At 69.2% G+C, this 18,928-nt stretch carries 16 protein-coding genes and 2 pseudogenes; 16 read left to right on the top strand and 2 right to left on the bottom strand.

The window, feature by feature from the left end:
* The first annotated feature begins 2 nt into the window (after positions 1 to 2).
* The 9 genes from ACGFSA_RS18295 to pssA all read left to right on the top strand — a co-directional run bounded on the left by ACGFSA_RS18295 (position 3) and on the right by pssA (position 9,908).
* Entirely contained in the window at positions 3 to 818 is an 816-nt protein-coding gene (locus ACGFSA_RS18295) for a TetR family transcriptional regulator (RefSeq protein WP_393305351.1), read from the top strand.
* 127 nt (positions 819 to 945) lie between these two features.
* Positions 946 to 1,743 (top strand): GNAT family N-acetyltransferase, encoded by a 798-nt coding sequence (locus tag ACGFSA_RS18290; protein ID WP_393305349.1) that lies wholly within the window; start codon positions 946 to 948, stop codon positions 1,741 to 1,743.
* A 353-nt stretch (positions 1,744 to 2,096) separates the two neighbouring features.
* Positions 2,097 to 3,434, top strand: a complete 1,338-nt coding sequence (gene ccrA / locus ACGFSA_RS18285; RefSeq protein WP_358858604.1) for a crotonyl-CoA carboxylase/reductase — start codon at positions 2,097 to 2,099, stop codon at positions 3,432 to 3,434.
* Position 3,435: 1 nt separating this feature from the next.
* Positions 3,436 to 5,448 carry a protein meaA gene (locus ACGFSA_RS18280; RefSeq protein WP_393305346.1) on the top strand — a complete coding sequence of 671 codons (2,013 nt, stop codon included), beginning with the start codon at positions 3,436 to 3,438 and terminating at the stop codon, positions 5,446 to 5,448.
* Positions 5,445 to 6,464 carry an HpcH/HpaI aldolase/citrate lyase family protein gene (locus ACGFSA_RS18275; protein ID WP_393305344.1) on the top strand — a complete coding sequence of 340 codons (1,020 nt, stop codon included), beginning with the start codon at positions 5,445 to 5,447 and terminating at the stop codon, positions 6,462 to 6,464. Before ACGFSA_RS18280 ends, ACGFSA_RS18275 begins: the two co-directional genes overlap by 4 nt.
* Positions 6,465 to 6,466: 2 nt before the next feature.
* Positions 6,467 to 6,994 carry a MaoC family dehydratase gene (locus ACGFSA_RS18270; RefSeq protein ID WP_030916550.1) on the top strand — a complete coding sequence of 176 codons (528 nt, stop codon included), beginning with the start codon at positions 6,467 to 6,469 and terminating at the stop codon, positions 6,992 to 6,994.
* Between the two features lie 2 nt (positions 6,995 to 6,996).
* Positions 6,997 to 8,238 carry an acyl-CoA dehydrogenase family protein gene (locus ACGFSA_RS18265; protein WP_393305341.1) on the top strand — a complete coding sequence of 414 codons (1,242 nt, stop codon included), beginning with the start codon at positions 6,997 to 6,999 and terminating at the stop codon, positions 8,236 to 8,238.
* A 181-nt stretch (positions 8,239 to 8,419) separates the two neighbouring features.
* Positions 8,420 to 9,067, top strand: a complete 648-nt coding sequence (locus ACGFSA_RS18260; protein ID WP_393305339.1) for a phosphatidylserine decarboxylase — start codon at positions 8,420 to 8,422, stop codon at positions 9,065 to 9,067.
* Complete coding sequence (pssA, locus tag ACGFSA_RS18255) at positions 9,054 to 9,908, top strand: CDP-diacylglycerol--serine O-phosphatidyltransferase (protein WP_393305337.1); 855 nt, start codon at positions 9,054 to 9,056, stop codon at positions 9,906 to 9,908. The genes ACGFSA_RS18260 and pssA overlap by 14 nt, the downstream gene beginning before the upstream one ends.
* Before the next feature lie 109 nt (positions 9,909 to 10,017).
* Here the strand turns inward: pssA and ACGFSA_RS18250 are convergent, their stop codons facing one another.
* Both ACGFSA_RS18250 and ACGFSA_RS18245 read right to left on the bottom strand, forming a co-directional pair.
* Positions 10,018 to 12,564 (bottom strand): SpoIIE family protein phosphatase, encoded by a 2,547-nt coding sequence (locus tag ACGFSA_RS18250; RefSeq protein WP_393305480.1) that lies wholly within the window; start codon positions 12,562 to 12,564, stop codon positions 10,018 to 10,020.
* Between the two features lie 170 nt (positions 12,565 to 12,734).
* Positions 12,735 to 13,850, bottom strand: coding sequence for a glycerate kinase (locus ACGFSA_RS18245; RefSeq protein ID WP_393305478.1), 1,116 nt, complete (start codon positions 13,848 to 13,850; stop codon positions 12,735 to 12,737).
* A gap of 151 nt (positions 13,851 to 14,001) precedes the next feature.
* On the opposite strand from ACGFSA_RS18245, the gene ACGFSA_RS18240 reads away from it, so the two are divergent.
* From ACGFSA_RS18240 to ACGFSA_RS18210, 7 genes and pseudogenes are all read left to right on the top strand, one after another.
* Positions 14,002 to 14,496, top strand: coding sequence for an NUDIX domain-containing protein (locus ACGFSA_RS18240; protein ID WP_393305335.1), 495 nt, complete (start codon positions 14,002 to 14,004; stop codon positions 14,494 to 14,496).
* Positions 14,497 to 14,860: 364 nt separating this feature from the next.
* A complete protein-coding gene (locus ACGFSA_RS18235) occupies positions 14,861 to 15,547 on the top strand; it encodes a hypothetical protein (protein WP_393305333.1) in 687 nt (228 codons plus the stop codon).
* A 160-nt stretch (positions 15,548 to 15,707) separates the two neighbouring features.
* Positions 15,708 to 15,911 (top strand): annotated as a pseudogene (locus ACGFSA_RS18230) (hypothetical protein); the annotation flags it as partial.
* Positions 15,912 to 15,921: 10 nt separating this feature from the next.
* Positions 15,922 to 16,134 (top strand): annotated as a pseudogene (locus ACGFSA_RS18225) (hypothetical protein); the annotation flags it as partial.
* Positions 16,135 to 17,023: 889 nt separating this feature from the next.
* Entirely contained in the window at positions 17,024 to 17,230 is a 207-nt protein-coding gene (locus ACGFSA_RS18220) for a hypothetical protein (protein ID WP_393305331.1), read from the top strand.
* A gap of 15 nt (positions 17,231 to 17,245) precedes the next feature.
* Positions 17,246 to 18,076: a substrate-binding domain-containing protein gene (locus ACGFSA_RS18215; RefSeq protein WP_393305329.1), complete on the top strand. Its 831-nt coding sequence runs from the start codon at positions 17,246 to 17,248 to the stop codon at positions 18,074 to 18,076.
* 21 nt (positions 18,077 to 18,097) lie between these two features.
* Complete coding sequence (locus ACGFSA_RS18210) at positions 18,098 to 18,484, top strand: hypothetical protein (protein WP_393305327.1); 387 nt, start codon at positions 18,098 to 18,100, stop codon at positions 18,482 to 18,484.
* The last annotated feature ends 444 nt before the right edge of the window (positions 18,485 to 18,928 follow it).

Raw genomic sequence — 18,928 nt, 5'->3', positions numbered from 1 at the left:
CCATGTCCCAGCCCGCCAGGTCCCCCCGTGTCTCCGCCGCGCCCGACGCCCCGGAAAGCGCCGCAGGAACGCGCGCCGCCGCCCAGCGGCTCAAAATGCGCCGCGAACTGGCCGCCGCGGCGATGGAGCTCTTCGCCACGAAGGGCTACGAGGCGACGACGGTCGACGAGATCGCGGGCGCCGCGGGTGTCGCCCGGCGGACCTTTTTCCGGCACTTCCGCTCCAAGGAAGAGGCGATCTTCCCCGACCACGACGACACTCTCGTCCGGGCCGAGGCCGTCCTCAATGCCGCCCCCGCGCACGAGCACCCGCTCGACACCGTCTGCCGCGGCATCAAAGAAGTCATGAAGATGTACGCAGCCAAGCCCGCGGTCTCGGTGGCCCGCTACAAGCTGACCCGTGAGGTCCCCACGCTACGGGAGGCCGAGATCGCCTCGGTGGCCCGCTACGAGCGGCTGTTCACGCGCTATCTGCTGGGCCACTTCGACGAGCACGACCACCACGTCGGCAACGACGACCCGCTGCTGGCGGAGGTCGCGGCGTCGGCCGTCGTCACCGCGCACAACCATGTGCTGCGCCGCTGGCTGAGGGCGGGTGGCCAGGGCGATGTGGAGGCCCAGCTCGACCACGCCTTCGCGATCGTCCGGGACACGTTCGGGACGGGCATCGGGGCCGGGCGCATCGCCGGGGCCGAATCGACGCCGGCGCCCGCCGCTTCGGTGAGCACCGAGGGCGAGGTGCTTGTCGCGGTGGCACGGACGGACGCACCGCTCGACGAAGTGATGCGCACGATCCAGCAGGCGCTCAAGGACCGCTGAGCGGCGGCCTGTCGGCCGGGCGCTCCACCGTCGCCTGACGGGCTCGCAGTCGAGCCCGTCAGGCATTCGCACGTCCGGGCGGAGAAACCCGGTTGCCGCGCCCCTGCCGCCGTGTTCGGGTGGGCGGATGACTCATGATCGCGACCTCCTGCTGACTCTCTTCGACCGCGAGTTGCGCGAGCACGCCCGCCCCGACGGGCCCGGCGTCCGCGTCGAGCGCACCGCCGATGTCGTACGGCAGGTCGGGGCGGCCGACGACTGGAACGGTGTCGTCTGGTCGGCCCCCGGTCTGGACGCCGTACGGGCGGATGCGGCCATCGCCGAGCAGATCGAGCACTTCACGGCGCTCGGCCACGACGAATTCGAGTGGAAGCTGTACGCGCACGATCGGCCGGCCGACCTGGGGCAGCGGCTGGTGGGCGCCGGCTTCGTCGCGGAGCCGCCGGAGACCCTCCTGGTCGCGCCGGTCGCGGATGTCCCGACGTCCGTGGAGCTCCCCGAGGGGGTCACGCTGCGCACGGTGACGGATGCGGCCGGTGTGGAGCTGATGGCCGCGGCCCACGAGCGGGCGTTCGGCTCGGACTGGTCGCGGCTGCGGCACCAGGTGCTGGCGCGGCTGGCCGAGGCCCCGGACAGCTTCGTCGGGGTGCTGGCCATGGTGGGCGACGAGCCGGTGAGCTCGGCCCGGATGGAGCTGTACGCGGGCACCGGCTTTGCGGGGCTCTGGGGCGGCGGGACCGTGGAGCCGTGGCGTGGGAGGGGTATCTACCGGGCGCTGGTCGCCTACCGTGCCCGGATCGCCGCCGAGCGTGGCTTTCGGTATCTGCAGGTCGACGCGACCGACCTGAGCAGACCGATCCTCCAGCGGCTCGGTTTCCGGGTTCTGTCCACCACCACGCCGTATGTGTACCGGCGCCAGGACTGACCGGCCCCAGAGGGACAGAACGACGCGAAACAGCCCCGTTGCCGCTCATGCGTGCCCAGCGGATGACAGCTGAGAGAAATTGTTGGCACCGAGTGCCTTGCCAGGTGTCACGGAGTGCCATACGTTGAAGTTGTCCGGGCGGCCGGCGTACAGGACCTCACGTACGCCGGCTGTCCCCGCAAGCCATGTGCCTGCGCGCCCGGGCGCCTGCGTCACAGGCAAACCCTTCTGCTCCACCAGAGCAAGCCGAAGCTTTACCAGCCGAACCGACGGCAGCACCTCCACACCGCACCGCACCCCCGTTGGCAGGGACTCTCAAGCGTCCCTCGCCGCAGCTTCACCGGAGGCACACCGTGAAGGAAATCCTGGACGCGATCCAATCGCAGGACAGCACCGCCGCAGATTTCGCGGCCCTGTCCATCCCCGAGTCGTACCGCGCGGTGACCGTGCACAAGGACGAGACGGAGATGTTCGCCGGGCTCGCCACCCGCGACAAGGACCCCCGCAAGTCGCTGCACCTCGACGAGGTGCCGGTTCCGGAGCTCGGGCCCGGTGAGGCGCTGGTCGCCGTCATGGCCAGCTCGGTGAACTACAACTCCGTCTGGACCTCGATCTTCGAGCCGCTCTCCACCTTCGGGTTCCTGGAGCGCTACGGAAAGCTCAGCGAGCTCACCAAGCGCCACGACCTGCCGTACCACGTCATCGGCTCCGACCTGGCGGGCGTCGTCCTGCGCACCGGCCCCGGTGTCAACGCCTGGCACCCCGGCGACGAGGTCGTCGCGCACTGCCTCTCGGTCGAACTGGAGTCCTCGGACGGCCACAACGACACGATGCTCGACCCCGAGCAGCGGATCTGGGGCTTCGAGACCAACTTCGGCGGCCTCGCCGAGATCGCACTCGTCAAGTCCAACCAGCTGATGCCGAAGCCGCAGCACCTCAGCTGGGAGGAGGCCGCGGCTCCGGGCCTGGTCAACTCCACCGCGTACCGCCAGCTCGTCTCGCGCAACGGTGCCGGCATGAAGCAGGGCGACAACGTGCTGATCTGGGGCGCCAGCGGCGGACTCGGTTCATACGCCACGCAGTTCGCGCTGGCCGGTGGCGCCAACCCGATCTGTGTCGTCTCCAGCGAGCAGAAGGCGGACATCTGCCGGAAGATGGGCGCGGAGGCGATCATCGACCGCAATGCCGAGGGCTACACATTCTGGAAGGACGAGCACAACCAGGACCCGCGCGAGTGGAAGCGGTTCGGCAAGCGCATCCGTGAGCTGACCGGCGGCGAGGATGTCGACATCGTCTTCGAGCACCCGGGCCGCGAGACCTTCGGCGCCTCGGTGTACGTGACCCGCAAGGGCGGCACGATCGTCACCTGCGCCTCGACCTCGGGCTACAACCACGAGTACGACAACCGCTACCTGTGGATGTCGCTGAAGAAGATCGTGGGCTCGCACTTCGCCAACTACCGCGAGGCGTGGGAGGCCAACCGGCTGGTCGCCAAGGGCAAGATCCACCCGACGCTGTCGAAGGTCTACTCCCTGGAGGAGACCGGCCAGGCCGCGTACGACGTGCACCGCAACCTGCACCAGGGCAAGGTCGGCGTCCTGGCGCTGGCCCCGCGCGAGGGTCTGGGCGTGCGCAACGAGGAGCTCCGCGAGCAGCACATCGACGCCATCAACCGCTTCAGGGATGCCTGACGTGGCCGGCCGCCAGAAGGACCGCCCGTGGCTCATGCGGACGTACGCCGGTCACTCGACCGCCGAGGCGTCCAACGAGCTCTACCGGCGCAACCTCGCCAAGGGCCAGACGGGTCTGTCGGTCGCCTTCGACCTGCCGACCCAGACGGGTTACGACCCCGACCACATTCTCGCCCGCGGCGAGGTCGGCCGGGTCGGCGTGCCCGTCTCGCACCTCGGTGACATGCGGCGGCTGTTCCAGGACATACCGCTGGAACAGATGAACACCTCGATGACGATCAACGCCACCGCGATGTGGCTGCTGGCGCTCTATCAGGTGGTCGCCGAGGAGCAGGGCGCCGACGCCACGAAGCTCCAGGGCACCACGCAGAACGACATCGTCAAGGAGTACCTCTCGCGCGGGACGCACGTCTTCCCGCCCGGTCCCTCGCTGCGGCTGACCACCGACATGATCACGTACACGGTCAACCACATCCCGAAGTGGAACCCGATCAACATCTGCAGCTACCACCTGCAGGAAGCGGGTGCCACTCCGGTCCAGGAGATCGCGTACGCCATGTCGACCGCCGTTGCGGTCCTGGACGCCGTACGCGACTCGGGCCAGGTGCCGGAGGAGAAGTTCGGCAATGTGGTCGCCCGCATCTCCTTCTTCGTGAACGCCGGCGTCCGTTTCATCGAGGAGATGTGCAAGATGCGCGCCTTCGGCCGCATCTGGGACCAGGTCACCCGCGAGCGGTACGGCATCACCGACGCCAAGCAGCGCCGATTCCGCTACGGCGTCCAGGTCAACTCGCTCGGACTGACCGAGGCGCAGCCGGAGAACAACGTCCAGCGCATCGTCCTGGAGATGCTGGCCGTGACCCTCTCCAAGGACGCCCGCGCCCGAGCCGTGCAGTTGCCCGCCTGGAACGAGGCGCTGGGGCTCCCCCGGCCCTGGGACCAGCAGTGGTCGCTCCGCATCCAGCAGGTCCTCGCGCACGAGAGCGATCTGCTGGAGTACGAGGACATCTTCGCCGGATCGCATGTGATCGAGGCCAAGGTCGACTCCCTGGTCACCGAGTCCCTCGCGGAGATCGACCGGATCCAGCAGATGGGCGGCGCGATGGCGGCCGTCGAGTCCGGCTATCTGAAGTCGGAGCTGGTCTCCTCGCACGCGCGGCGGCGGGCCCGGATCGAGGGCGGCGAGGAGAAGATCGTCGGCGTCAACATCTACGAGACGACCGAACCGAACCCGCTCACGGCGGACCTCGACAGCGCGATCATGACGGTCGACCCCGCCAATGAGGCGAGGGTGGTCGCGGCGCTCCACGAGTGGCGCGACAACCGGGACGAGGCACGCGCCTCCGAGGCCCTCGCGGCGCTGAAGAAGGCTGCGGCCGGCACCGAGAACATGATGGAAGCGACCGTGGAGTGCGCCCGCGCGGGTGTCACCACCGGCGAGTGGTCGTGGGCGCTGCGCGACGTGTTCGGCGAGTTCCGGGCCCCGACGGGTGTCTCGTCCGCCCCGGTCGCCGTCACCGCGGAGGCCGGCACGCCGCTCGCTCTCGTACGGGAGAAGGTCGCCCGCACCGCCGAGGACCTCGGCGCCGGACGGCTGCGGCTGCTGGTCGGCAAGCCGGGCCTGGACGGGCACTCCAACGGCGCCGAGCAGATCGCCGTACGGGCTCGTGACGCCGGGTTCGAGGTCGTCTACCAGGGGATCAGGCTGACCCCCGAACAGATCGTCTCGGCGGCGCTCGCCGAGGACGTGCACTGCGTCGGGCTGTCGATCCTGTCCGGCTCGCACGCCGCGCTGGTGCCGGACGTGCTGAACCGGCTGCGCGAGGCCGGCTCGAACGACATCCCGGTGATCGCGGGCGGGATCATTCCGCCCGCCGACGCCGCCGTGTTGATCGAGGCGGGTGTCGCCGCCGTTTTCACCCCGAAGGACTTCGGTATCACGGAGATCATCGGCCGTATCGTCGACGAGATCCGGAAAGCGAACAAGCTCGACCCTCTGGAGGTCCCCGCATGACCCAGCCCGCCCACCCGTTCCCCGCCACCACCCTTCCGGGGAGCGGCTCCGCCGCGCACCTCCCGAACCGCCTGCGTCCCCGCCGCTCGTGTCTGGCCGTGCCCGGCTCGAACCCGCGGTTCCTGGAGAAGGCCCAGGGCCTCCCCGCCGACCAGGTCTTCCTGGACCTCGAGGACGCCTGCGCTCCGCTCGCCAAGGAGGGCGCCCGGCACCACATCGTCGACGCGCTGAACAATGGCGACTGGACGGGCAAGACCCGGGTCGTCCGCGTCAACGACTGGACGACGCACTGGACGTACCGCGATGTGATCACGGTCGTCGAGGGCGCGGGCCAGAACCTCGACTGCATCATGCTCCCGAAGGTGCAGGACGCCCAGCAGGTCGTCGCGCTCGACCTGCTGCTGACCCAGATCGAGAAGACGATGGGCTTCGAGGTCGGGAGGATCGGCATCGAGGCGCAGATCGAGAACGCCAAGGGTCTGGTGAACATCGACGACATCGCCGCCGCCTCGCCGCGCCTGGAGACGCTGATCTTCGGCCCGGCCGACTTCATGGCGTCGATCAACATGAAGACCCTGGTCGTCGGTCAGCAGCCGCCCGGCTACGGCGCGGACGCGTATCACTACATCCTGATGCGCATTCTGATGGCGGCCCGTACGCACGACCTCCAGGCGATCGACGGCCCCTTCCTGCAGATCCGTGACGTGGACGCGTACCGCGAGGTCGCGGGCCGTGCGGCGGCGCTGGGCTTCGACGGCAAGTGGGTGCTGCACCCCGGTCAGGTCGACGCGGCCAACGAGGTGTTCTCGCCCTCGCAGGAGGACTACGACCACGCCGAGCTGATCCTCGACGCATACGAGTGGTGCACCTCGGAAGAGGGCGGCAAGAAGGGTTCGGCGATGCTCGGCGACGAGATGATCGACGAGGCCAGCCGGAAGATGGCGCTCGTCATCGCGGGCAAGGGCCGCGCGGCCGGTATGCAGCGCACCTCCAAGTTCGAGGCTCCGGAGGGCTGATCATGCAGTTCGGACGTACCTATGAGGAGTTCGAGGTCGGTGCGGTCTACAAGCACTGGCCGGGAAAGACGGTCACCGAGTACGACGACCATCTTTTCTGCCTGCTGACCATGAATCATCACCCGCTGCACATGGACAGCAACTACGCGGAGAAGACGACCGATTTCGGCAAGAACGTTGTAGTCGGCAACTACATTTACTCGCTGCTGCTCGGCATGTCCGTGCCGGACGTCTCCGGAAAGGCGATCGCCAACCTGGAGGTCGAGTCACTGAAGCATGTCGCACCGACCTTCCACGGCGACACGATCTACGGCGAGACGACCGTTCTCGACAAGACTCCCTCAAAGTCCAAGAGTGACCGCGGAATCGTCTACGTGGAGACCAAGGGGTACAAGCAGGACGGGACGCTGGTCTGTGTGTTCCGCCGCAAGGTGATGGTCCCCACCGAGACGTACATCAAGGAGCGGGGCGGCGAGCAGCCCGGCCGCCCGGAGCTGAACCAGCCTTCGCAGAAGAACGTGGAGAAGTAGCCATGACGCGACTCGCCCAGACCGCCGGCCTGAACGACATCCAGCAGGAAATCCTCTCCACGGTCCGGGATTTCGTCGACAAGGAGATCCTTCCTGTCGCGACCCAGCTGGAGCACCGCGACGAGTACCCGACGGAGATCGTCGAGGGGCTCAAGGAACTCGGCCTGTTCGGGCTGATGATTCCCGAGGAATACGGGGGTCTGGGTGAGTCGCTTCTCACATACGCGCTCTGCGTGGAGGAAATCGCCCGCGGCTGGATGAGCGTGTCGGGAATCATCAACACGCACTTCATCGTGGCGTACATGCTCAAGCAGCACGGCACCCAGGAGCAGAAGGACACGTTCCTGCCCCGAATGGCTCTGGGCGAGGTACGGGGCGCGTTCTCGATGTCCGAGCCCGCCCTGGGCTCCGACGTCTCCGCGATCACCTCCAAGGGCGTCTGGGACGGAGGGGGCGCCTCCCGCTCGAGCGGAGCCGAGAGTGGGGGAGAGTACGTCCTGAACGGCCAGAAGATGTGGCTGACGAACGGCGGCACGTCCTCACTCGTCGCCGTACTGTGCCGGAGTGACGAAGGCCACCCGGAGGGCACGGCCCCGCACAAGTCGATGACGACCTTCCTGGTGGAGAAGGAACCGGGCTTCGGCGAGGTCCGGCCGGGGCTCACCATCCCCGGAAAGATCGACAAGATGGGTTACAAGGGCGTCGACACGACCGAACTCATCATGGACGGACTGCGCATTCCGGCCAATCGTGTACTCGGCGGCACCACCGGCCGCGGATTCTACCAAATGATGGACGGCGTCGAAGTCGGCCGGGTAAATGTGGCCGCGCGTGGTTGCGGAGTCGCGCAGCGTGCATTCGAGCTGGGTGTTTCCTACGCTCAGCAACGCCACACCTTCGGAAAGCCGATCGCCCAGCACCAGGCCATCCAGTTCAAGCTGGCCGAAATGGCCACCAAGGTCGAAGCCGCCCATGCGATGATGGTCAATGCAGCACGCAAAAAGGACTCCGGGGAACGAAACGACCTGGAGGCAGGGATGGCGAAGTACCTCGCCTCGGAGTACTGCAAGGAAGTCGTCGAGGACGCCTTCCGCATCCACGGCGGCTACGGCTTCTCCAAGGAGTACGAGATCGAGCGCCTCTACCGGGAGGCCCCGATGCTGTTGATCGGTGAAGGTACCGCCGAGATCCAGAAAATGATCATTGGGCGCCGACTCCTCGAGGAGTACCGATTCCAGGGCTGATTGTCCCCTTCGAGGCGATTTGGCAGCGAAGAAGATCACACCCTGTCATCCTTTGCCGGTGACTTCAAGCCGTCCGACTCGGCTGCTGGCTTGCCCAGTTGCGGCCCGCAACCGATAACATCGCCGGAAAAGCCGCCGTCCCCCGTTGCCAGCGCGGCCTCATCCGCTACGAAGGTCATCCATGCCCGACAGCCAAACCTCTGCACCACGCGGCGGAGTCCGCCTTGCGCGCGGAGCTTCGCCGTGGCTCCTCCCGACCGTCGCCACCGCGGCCCTCAGCCTCGCCCGGGCCCGCAGGTCCGGACGCTGGGCCGCGGTGGCCGTGCCCACCACCGCCCTCGCGGCGGGCATGCTGTGGTTCTTCCGCGACCCCGAGCGCGAGATCACCCAGGGCCGGGTCATCTCTCCGGCCGACGGTGTGGTGCAGAGCATCATGCCGTGGAAGGACGGACGCACCCGCGTCGCGATCTTCATGAGCCCGCTGAACGTCCATGTCAACCGTGCGCCGCTGGCCGGCACGGTGACGTCGGTCGAGCACATCCCCGGCGGGTTCGTTCCGGCGTTCAACAAGGAGAGCGAGAACAACGAGCGCGTTGTCTGGCACTTCGACACGGAACTCGGCGACATCGAGATGGTGCAGATCGCGGGTGCGGTCGCCCGTCGCATCGTCCCGTACCTCCCGCAGGGCACGAAGGTCGAGCAGGGCGAGCGCATCGGTCTGATCCGCTTCGGCTCCCGGGTCGACATCTACCTTCCGGAGGGTGTCGAGGTCGCGGTCGAGGTCGGCCAGGCAACCACCGCGGGGGTGACTCGAATTGACCGTGATTGATCCCGACACGCAGGCCGGCTGGGTGCCCGAGAGCGAGTGCGAGGACGACGTCGAGGACATGCCGCTCTCGCTGCGGCTGTCCATAGCGGACACTCTTACTCTCGGTAACGCCACGTGCGGTTTCATGGCGGTGTACTTCACCACCACGGGAATCCTCATCCCGCACCTCACGGGCAGCGACGAGAGCGGCATGGCCCGGCACTCCGCGGCCACCGCCGTGATCCTGATGCTCCTCGCCGCGGTCTTCGACCTCTTCGACGGGCTGGTGGCGCGCAAGCTCCGCTCCTCGCCGATGGGCGCGGAGCTGGACAACCTCTCGGACCTGATCAGCTTCGGGCTGGCCCCGGCGTACTTCGTGCTCGTGTACGGCATGGTCGCGGACGACGCGTACCAGCGGGTGTCGGCGCTCGCGGCGATCGTGGTCCTGCTGGCCGTGGTGCTGAGACTGGCCAGATTCTCCTGCGTGACCATGAAGGACGGCATGTTCCAGGGCATGCCGAGCCCCTTCGGAGCGCTCACGGTCGTCTCGATCGTGCTCCTGGAGCTGCCCTTCGTACCGACGCTCATCGCGATCATCGGAGTGGCGTGGCTGATGGTCAGCCGGGTCGAGTACCCGAAGCCGCGGGGCGTCCTCGCGGTGGCGATGCTCAGCTGGATCGTGGCCGCGATGGGTCTGCTCGCCGCATGGGCGTTCGACGCCCCCGGCGGTCAGCTGCTCCTGCAGACCGGCTGCGCGCTGCAGGTGGTCCTGGGAGCGGTCATCCCGCTCTTCGCGACGGCGCGGCGGGTGAACACCTTCCGCGGCAACCGGCGCGAGGCCCGGGCTGCTCAGCTGCCCTAGGGCTGCGCGCCAGAGCCGCACAGAACGTACGACGAGGGCCCGGGTGCTCCCCCAGCACCCGGGCCCTCTCGCATGTCCGGGCCCTCTCGCATGTCCGGTCGGGCACCCGCTACGCGCCTCGCGCGCCGACCCAGCGGGCGGCGAGCAGGACGGCGATGTCGTCGGGGCGGTCGGGCTCCCGTCTCGCCTCCCTGATCACCAGGTCCGCCATGCCGGCGAGGGACGGTGCGTCGGCTGCCTCGATGATGCCGCGCAGCCGCTCGACTCCGTCGTCGATATCGGCCCCCGCCTGCTCGACCAGTCCGTCGGTGTAGAGCGCAAGGATCGCGCCCGGGGGCAGCCGCAGGCTGCTGACGGGGTAGGTGGCCTCGGGGGTGACGCCGAGCACCACCCCGCCGGGGAGTTCCAGGACCTCGGTCGTGCCATCGGGGTGGCGGAGCAGGGGATGCGGGTGCCCGGCCCGGACGAGCCGCGTCCGACCGGTGGCGGGGTCGAGGACGATGTAGCAGCAGCTGGCGATCTGTCCCGGGTCGAGGTCGATGAGCAGCCGGTTGGTGCCGCTCATCACTTCCTGCGGGTCGTGCCCGCTGAGCGCGAAGGCGCGTACGGCGCTGCGCAGCTGGCCCATCGTCGCCGCGGCGGCGACACCGTGCCCCTGGACGTCGCCGATGACCAGGGCCAGCCCCCGGTCGGTCTCGATGACGTCGTACCAGTCGCCGCCGATGTCCATGCCCTGGGTACCGGGGAGGTACCGCCCCGCGGTGTCGACCTGGTCGAGTACGGGCAGCCGGTGCGGCAGCAGGGCGTTCTGCAGGCCGCGGGCCACGGCGGACTCGGTGTCGTACCGCTGGGCTCGTTCGAGGGCGTGGGCGATGAGTCCGGCGAGCGCGGTGAGAACCGTGCGTTCCTTGGGGCTGAAGCCGCGTGGCTGCTCGAAGCCGAGGATGCAGGAGCCGACGGGCCGCCCGGAGGCGATGAGCGGTAGGAAGGCTCGCGCGCCGACGCTCACGTCCAGGGGCATGTTGGGGTAGGCGGAGGCCAGGCGCTGCATGGATTCGAAGAAGATGGGGCGGCCGGAGGTGAGCGTCTCGACGCCGGGCAGATGGGCGTCGAGCCCGACGCCGTCGAAGCGGTTCAGGAAGCCGTGCGAGAAGCCGGTCTCCCAGGCCAGGGAGAGGTGGCGTTCATGCAGCAGGTAGATCGCCAGCTGCCTGCCGCCGAATGCGGGGAGCAGTTCCTGGGTGACCACCGCGGACACCTGGCGGGCGGTGACGGCCTCCGTCAGCGCGATCGCGAGGGCGACGGGACGGTACACCCCGGCCGCGCCCTCCACCGGGGAACCCAGGCCCTCGCCCCATGCGACGGAGTCGTCCGGCGGGAAGGAGGGCTCTTCCGTGGCGGAGAGTGTGGCGGTCACGCCGTCGTGGCCCGGGTACAGGGATACCGCCAGCCAGTCCCGCTCGGTGCGGCGCGCGAGGAAGTGCACGGGTTCGTGGGACAGCAGTGCGGCCCGGTGGTGGTCCTTGTAGGCGGGATGCCCGAACCATGGCAGGGCCTCCCACAGGAGGCTTCCGACCAGCTCGGCCCGTTGTCGGCCGAGCAGCTCCTCCGCCAGTTGGTTGACGTAGGTGATCCGTCCGAGCCGGTCGAGCGAGAACATGCCGCGCGGGAGCCGGTCGGCGGCCTCGGCGATGACCGGTCCGGCCCCGAGGTCCATCAGGAATCCGGTCAGCGTCCCGGCCGCACTGCTGTGCGGTGGCTGGGTCCAGCGGCTGGAGAGTTCCAGGAGGTTGGTCCGGCCGTCGGGGCCGCGCAACCGCATCCTGCGTACGAGCAGTCCGTCCGCGCTCGCCGCCCGGCGGGCGAGGGTCCACAGTCCGTACACGTCCTCCGGTGCCAGCAGTGCCATCAGGGCGTCGATGGTGCCCGGGAACCGCGCGGGCTCGGTGCCGAGGATCCCGCACAGCTCCGCGTCGGCGTCGACGGCACCGGTTTCGATGTCCCAGTCGAAGTGCCCGATCCGTACCGGTGGCACGGTGACGGAGGGCAGCTGCACGGGGACCGGCTCACCGTCCCATACGACCTTGGTGCCTCCGGCCGCCAGTCCGGCGAGCTCGGCGCCGAGCCGATGGGCGATGTCGCGGAGTGCGCACCGGTCGGCCTGCGAGACGGGTTTGCCGGGGGTGGCCGGGCGCAGCACCACGAGGACGCCGAACTTCTCCTGGCCGCCGAAGACGGGCACGTACAGCGAACCGAACGGGAACGGCATGCCCGTCATCAGCTGCGGGAACCGGCGCATGCCCTCCTCGACGTCGGCGAGGTGGACGGACTTCCCCGAGCGGTACGCCTCGGCAATGGGGAAGGGCCGGTTCACATGCATGCGCCACCAGGGGCGGAACAGCTGGGTCGGCAGCCCGGCAAGCACGGAGAGGCGCAGCAGCTCGGGGTCACGGGAGCAGAGAAATATGCCGCCGGCATACCCATCGACGGATTCGATCGCGCTCACTGCGGCCTGCGCGAGCACCAGGGACAATTCGTCCGGCACCCCGCCGCCGCTCGCCCTCCCCGGCACCACCATGGTCTCGGGCGGAGGGTACGGGGGCAGGCCGTACGAGGTCACACAGCCAGGATGCGCCCCGGCCCGCCCGCGGCGCACCTCGGTGCCCCGGGTGGGAAGGTCGCGCAAGGCGTGGGCCGCCGGACGGGTGGGGCGAGCGGTGGGGCAGGGGACAGATCCGGAACGGGCCGGCCGCGGGCGCCCCGTCCCGCCCGCGGCCTCACCCCGCCCGATCAGCTCGACTCAGCTCAGTTCGACAGGGGCTTTGCTCACGACAGGAAGTCGCGCGCGATCCCCTCCGCCACCCGCTCCAGCAATGGTCCCGCCTGCGCCATGCACACGGCGGGGTCCGGCTCCAGGTCCGTGAGGGCGTACGCGCGCCGGATGCCCGCACGTCCCAGGGCCTCCGGGGGCAGCGCGAGGCGGCCGCAGACCGCCACCACCTCCAGGCCCGCCGTGCGAGCCGCCGCCGCGACGCCCGCCGGAGCCTTGCCGTGCAGGGTCTGCTCGTCGAGGGAGCCCTCCCCCGTGATCACCAGCGTGGCGCGGGCCAGCGCCGGGGCGAAGCCGAGGACGTCGAGCATGACCTCTATGCCGGGGCGGAACCGGGCGCCGAGAGCGACGAGCGCCCCGTAACCGATGCCGCCCGCCGCACCCGCCCCGGGCAGTTTCGCGTGGTCCGGGCCGAGGACGGACGCGTAGTGGGTGAGTGCCGCGTCGAGGGTCGCGATGTCGTCCTCGGTCGCGCCCTTCTGCCGCCCGTAGACCTCCGGGGCACCCTTCGGGCCGGTCAGCGGGTTGTCCACGTCGCTGGCGAGGATCAGGTCCACGTCGGCCAGCCGCGGGTCGAGGCCGGTCAGATCCGCCTCGGCCAGCTCCGCGAGGCCACCGCCCCCGGGGCCGACGGGCTTGCCGTCCGCGTCGAGGAAGCGGGCGCCGAGTGCGGCGAGCATGCCCGCGCCGCCGTCCGTGGTGGCACTGCCGCCGACCCCGAACACAATGGTCCGGGCACCCGCGTCCAGCGCCGCGGCCAGCAGCTCGCCGGAGCCGTACGTCGTGGCCGTCAGGGGGGCGAACACCCCCGCCGGAAGATGCTGAAGGCCGGATGCCTCGGCCATCTCCACCACCGCGGTGGTGCCCCGCAGGGCGTACGCCGCGGTCACGGTCTCCCCTCGCGGCCCGGTCACCCGCGCCTCGCGCCGCTCGAATCCGGCGGCCACCGCCGCCGCCACCGTGCCGTCGCCGCCGTCCGCCACGGGCAGGGTCTCGACCTGCACCTGGGGGACAACGCGCCGCAGCCCGGCCGTCACCCGCTCCGCGACCTGCACCGCCGTGAGCGAGCCCTTGAACTTGTCCGCCGCGACGAGCACGCGGGCGGTCTCCAACACTGCTCCGTCCGTCACCTTGCATCCCTTGCTTTCGAACAGGCAGTCGCGCCGCCCCGACCCTATCCGGAGCACCGGCCCTCTGCCCATGGGTGTCCGGGCCCTGGATCTGCGGAACTGCGGACGCGCCGGCCCCCATTACGCTGCGCACGTGACCACCACTGACTACGCCACGTACATCGCAGGACTGCCCAAGGTGCTGGCCGCCGCGGCAACCGTCTTCCGGGACGGGGAAGGACGAGTGCTGCTCGTCGAGCCGAACTACCGGGACGGCTGGGCCCTGCCCGGTGGAACGATCGAGTCCGACGAGGGCGAGACCCCGCGGCAGGCCGCACACCGCGAAACGGTCGAGGAGATCGGCCTCGATCTGGAGCCGGGACGGCTGCTGGCGATCGACTGGGCACGCAGCCCCGAGCGGCCTCCGATCGCCGCCTACCTGTACGACGGCGGGGTCCTGGACGAGGCTCAGTTGACGGCGATCCGGCTGCAGGAGGAGGAGCTCCTCTCCTGGAAGATGGTGGAACGCCGCGCACTCGACCGGTATCTGCCCGGTTCCCTCGGACACCGGGTCCGGGCGGCGCTGGAGGTGCTCGATTCCGGAGCGGGCGCCGTGGAGCTGGAGGACGGCAGGCCCGTCGCCTCCTGACTCGGGCGGTCGGGACTCTCATCACCTATCCGCCTTGCACCGCGCGGTTGTGACAGCGCGTCGGTTCGCTATCCGGTCGACGGCTGTCGGGCGCACGCGTTCGCCTTCGTGCCGCCGCCGCGATCCGGCGCACCTTCCGGACCGGTCAGACGGTCAGCCACTCACTGACCACCTACAGCCACTGCACACGCTCCCAGCGAGTCGTCCGGAACGTGAGCGAACGCGTTCACAAGGGCTCAGAACAGGAGTGGGAGAATCCGCTTGGCCCCATCAGCGATGCTTCATCAACTCCCGGTTGTGCAGGGGGATTCGTCTGAGTACACGTACTCATGTGAAGCGGGCGGCTTGACCGGAGACTGCGCACATGACACGAATCTCTGCCCCGACCGGCACGGTTGCCCGCTCCCCGCGCCGCCCGCGGCTCATCCTCGCGGTAACAGCCCTCACTGCTCTGGCGCTCGCCGCCTGCGGCACCGAGCAGACGGGTGCCGGCGGCTCGCGGAGCAGGCCCGCCGACAGCATCGGAGCCCAGCCCGTCGCCGTTCCGCCCAGCCCCGATCAGCAGGTGGCTTTCATGGACATGCTGAACACGGTTGGGCAGCCGTGCTTCCCTGACGCCCCGTCCGGTGAGCCGATCGCTCCGGGGGAGAAGCCCCCCACCGCCCCGGTGGAGATGCTGCCGATCGACAAGACCCCGCCGGCCAGCGCCCGCCCGGCGCCCGACGCCCCCGCAACGCCGAAGGGAGCGGAGCTCGACGCTGCCGAGAAGTGCGAGGGCCACCTCCATATCGAGCGGATCACCAGGGCACTCAGCGGCCTGGCGGACCCCACCCCCGCCCAGGTCAGGAAGGTCCTGAACGATCTCGGCTACATCAACGAGCGCATCCACAACCTCAAGCAGTCCGGCGCGGCCACGCGGTTCTTCCTCGACCTGCGCTCCATGGGCAGCTCGCTCTGCCTGGACGGTTCAACGACCGGATCGAAGATCGTCATTGAAGCGTTCGGGCATCCCGAGACCGGCCCGTTCACACCTGTTGAGCGGAGGCGGTGACCACCGGCTTGGCGTGATCGGGTTCGCTCAGGCCCTGATCACATGCTGGTTGACCGCCCAGTACTGGCCCTTGAGGGTGTCGTTCACAGGTATGCGGAAGGACTCGTCCACCATCCCCCTACGGCTCCTGCCGGACCGGCGGGGGCCCGGGCAACCGCCGGTCGGTACGTCGTTGCAGGTACAGCCCGCCGCATCGCTGGCGGGGATCGCGGTGGAGCACGGGGCGCGGCTGATCGTGGTGAATGCCGAGCCGACGCCGTACGACGAACTGGCACAGGAGACGATCCGGGAGCCCATCGGGACCGCGCTGCCGTCGCTGCTCGCGCGGCTGTCCGCCGAGGCAGCCACGGGGACCGGCGGCTAGCGCCCCTCCCGGCGCGCCCCGTGCAGGCGTCTGCTGGTTCGCTTCCCTGGGTTTCGGCGCACGGCTGCTCAGCGGGGTACTGGCGCGGCCATCGGCCTGGCGGATGCTCGACGGGCCGGCCGCCGCGGCGATGGTGACGACGGGCTGGAGGGAACATGGTGGGCAACCCCCATGTTCAAAAATATTGCTTAGTGTTTACTTTTGCCGAGTTTCTGAGCAGTAAGAGAGCGGGGGCGCACGCAACAGACAGAGCGGAAGCCGTGAAGAAGACCGCCACCAAGCTCGCCGACGGCCGTGCGAGTGGCTGACGGAATCCGAGCGGGCCAGGCTTCTGCGTCTGGAGCAGCGGGCCACCCGGCGCAAGAAGCGCCGCAATCCGGGCGAGAGGATGTCGCGCCGCCCGCACCGCACCTACGACCGGATCGCCGACCTGCGCGCGAAAGCCAAGCGCCGGGCCGTCGACTGACAGCACAAGACCACCACCGCGCCGGCGTCCGCCGGCGTGCCAGTAGTCGGTGTCGGGCCCGTTGACCGGAAGTGGAGTCGAACCGGACGCCGGTGGAGGTCTCCACGCGCTGCGGGGCGCCGGACAGACAGGCGGCGAACTTGCCGCACTGGTCACTGCGGAGGTTGTCCTGCCGGCCGTTCACCGCGCCGGACACCAGGCCGTTGTTGGCCACCGACGTCAACGGCGGGATGGCGCTTGGTGCGTCGGGCCCTTCGCAAGGCGGGCCGACAGGTCCCCGCCGACATCCGCGGGCAGGATCCGACGGCTCGCAGGGGCCGAACATCTTCGGCCGCCTCTGACCGCTGTGCGGTCCGGCGCGTGGCATGGAGGTGCGCGAAAGCACGGCACCTCGGCCCACGCGGCAACACGTTGCCCACACCAAGGGCGTTGACTCTTGAGCTGTCGTGTTTAATCATGTCCGCAGTTGATTCTCGTCGACGGAAAAGGGACCCCGTCGACAGAGGAAGCCCCACTCCATCTCCCAGGTTCTGAAGGCCCGTGCAGGGATGACACGAGCCCTTTTTTGATTCTGGGTGATTCGGTGACCTGATGTCGTCCGTACACCGCCGCGTGTTCCCCAGCCATCCTTCCAAGGAGAAATACCATGTCCATTCATTGCAGCCGTCGAGGTGTCGCAGCCGTCGCTCTGGGCATGGTCGCGACGCTGGCACTTGGGGCGTGTTCCAGTGGCCAGGAGGCCGCGAAGCCGGGCGACGACGGCGTTGCGAAGGTCGACGGCAAGATCTCTCTGACGTATCTGCAGAAGCAGGGCGACCAGGAGTACTTCGTCGGTGAGGCCGCGGGGGCCTAGGCCAAGGCCAAGGAGTTGGGCATCGACCTGAAGGTGGTCAACCTGGGCAACGACGCCAACAAGACGATCAGTGAGGTCCAGTCCGCGATCGCCCAGAAGAGCAACGGTCTGATCGTCGTCGTCCCGGATCCCGCAGTCGGGCCGCAGCTCGTCCAGACCGCCAAGGACGGCAAGGTCGCGCTGCTCACCTCCGACGACCAGATCTGCACCACCGGCCCGGACCCGTCCGCCTGCGGTCCCGAGGCGCTGGTGCCGCGGATCGGGTTCAGCGGCGCCCAGATGGGCGGCGAGGTCGGCAAGCGCGCCGCCGAAGAGTTCAAGAAGGCCGGCTGGAAGCCTGCCGAGACCCGGACCATCTCCGCCTGGAAGCAGGATGTCACCGTCTGCTCCGACCGGGTGAACGCCGCCAAGAAGGCGTTCGGGGGCGGTGCGGGTGCGGACGTGAAGAACATCGACGTTGCGACGGACAACACCGCGACCGGCGCCCAGGACAAGATCGCGGCCACCGTCACTGCCAACCCCGACGTCAAGCACTGGATCATGTGGGGCTGCAACGACGAGAACGTCCAGGGCGGCGTCACCGCGCTGGAGAACGCCGGCTTCAAGGCGAACGACGTCATCGGCATCGGCCTCGGCGCCTACCTGGCCTGCAAGAACTGGAGCTCGGGCAAGCCGTCCGGCATGAAGGCGGCCCTGTTCATCAACGGCAGTGACGTCGGCGCCCTGGCCGTCCAGACCATGTACGACAAGCTCAAGAACGGCAAGGAGTTCCCGAAGGAGGCCTTCGCGCCCACCAAGATGGTCGACGCCTCCAACTGGAAGGCCTCCGGGGTCACGTGCAGCTGACCTGACACTCCCCATCCGCCGGTGCGGCGGACCAGTACCCGCCGTACCGGCCTCCCCGGGCCCCTGCGCCGCCCCGTCGTCACCGCTGTAACGGAAACCGCTTCCTGCCTGCGAGGCATCCTGCTCACCGCACGCACCGGATCGGGACAGCCCGTCTCCGGCAGCGAGGGCCTGGAACTCAAGGCCATCACCGCCGCCGCACTCGGCGGATGCGCCCTCAAGGGCGGCAAGGGCGGCATCGGCGGCACCCTGCTCGCGGTCGTCCTGCTCGGCGCCCTCGAGAACGGCCTCACCGTCCAGGGCATCAACACTTTCTGGCAGAACGTCGCCCAGGGCGCGCTGCTGGTCATCGCCGTCGTCATCCAGCAGCGCCGCAACAAGGAACGCCGCATAGGTCTCCCCACCTAGTGCCCCTCCCGGCAGGCTTTGCCCCGTCGCGCCGCCCGGCACGCCCGCTCGCCACGTTGGCCAAAAGCCCCGGTAGCTCAGCTACCAGGGCTTCCGACCGCCTTGCGATCGCACGCACTGGACGACGCTCCTCATGGGGAAAAAACTGCCGGTCACGGCACTGGAAGGCTGCTGAAAGTCTTGTTGGGGCTGTCCGGCCGTGGGCCGGACAGCCCTTAGCGCTATGTGGTGGCCGGTGTGAGGTGCCAGGTGGTGCCGGTCCGGGTGAGTCCGAGGCTCATCAGTCGGCGGAGGTCGAGGGCGGCGGCCGATCTCCGCGGTCGTCGGAGCGGAGGAGCGGTCAGGACCTGCCGGTGTCCGCGAGGATCAGCTCGCCCACGGACTCGGCCAGCACTGACCGCGCCTGTTCGTCGAGGCCGTCGTCCGAGACGAAGTAGTCGATCT

It is taken from the genome of Streptomyces sp. NPDC048496 (assembly GCF_043200055.1).
Classification (GTDB): Bacteria; Actinomycetota; Actinomycetes; order Streptomycetales; family Streptomycetaceae; genus Streptomyces.
The sequence above is the reverse complement of the archived record's forward strand: the minus strand, read 5'-3'. Positions and strand labels throughout refer to the sequence as shown.

Bases quoted from the DNA above. Each gene is read 5' to 3' on its own strand.
- ACGFSA_RS18220 (WP_393305331.1), top strand. From the start codon at position 17,024: ATGTCCATTCATTGCAGCCGTCGAGGTGTCGCAGCCGTCGCTCTGGGC.
- ACGFSA_RS18275 (WP_393305344.1), top strand. From the start codon at position 5,445: ATGACCCAGCCCGCCCACCCGTTCCCCGCCACCACCCTTCCGGGGAGC.
- ACGFSA_RS18260 (WP_393305339.1), top strand. From the start codon at position 8,420: ATGCCCGACAGCCAAACCTCTGCACCACGCGGCGGAGTCCGCCTTGCG.
- ACGFSA_RS18265 (WP_393305341.1), top strand. From the start codon at position 6,997: ATGACGCGACTCGCCCAGACCGCCGGCCTGAACGACATCCAGCAGGAA.
- ACGFSA_RS18295 (WP_393305351.1), top strand. From the start codon at position 3: ATGTCCCAGCCCGCCAGGTCCCCCCGTGTCTCCGCCGCGCCCGACGCC.
- ACGFSA_RS18235 (WP_393305333.1), top strand. From the start codon at position 14,861: ATGACACGAATCTCTGCCCCGACCGGCACGGTTGCCCGCTCCCCGCGC.
- ACGFSA_RS18290 (WP_393305349.1), top strand. From the start codon at position 946: ATGACTCATGATCGCGACCTCCTGCTGACTCTCTTCGACCGCGAGTTG.
- ACGFSA_RS18270 (WP_030916550.1), top strand. From the start codon at position 6,467: ATGCAGTTCGGACGTACCTATGAGGAGTTCGAGGTCGGTGCGGTCTAC.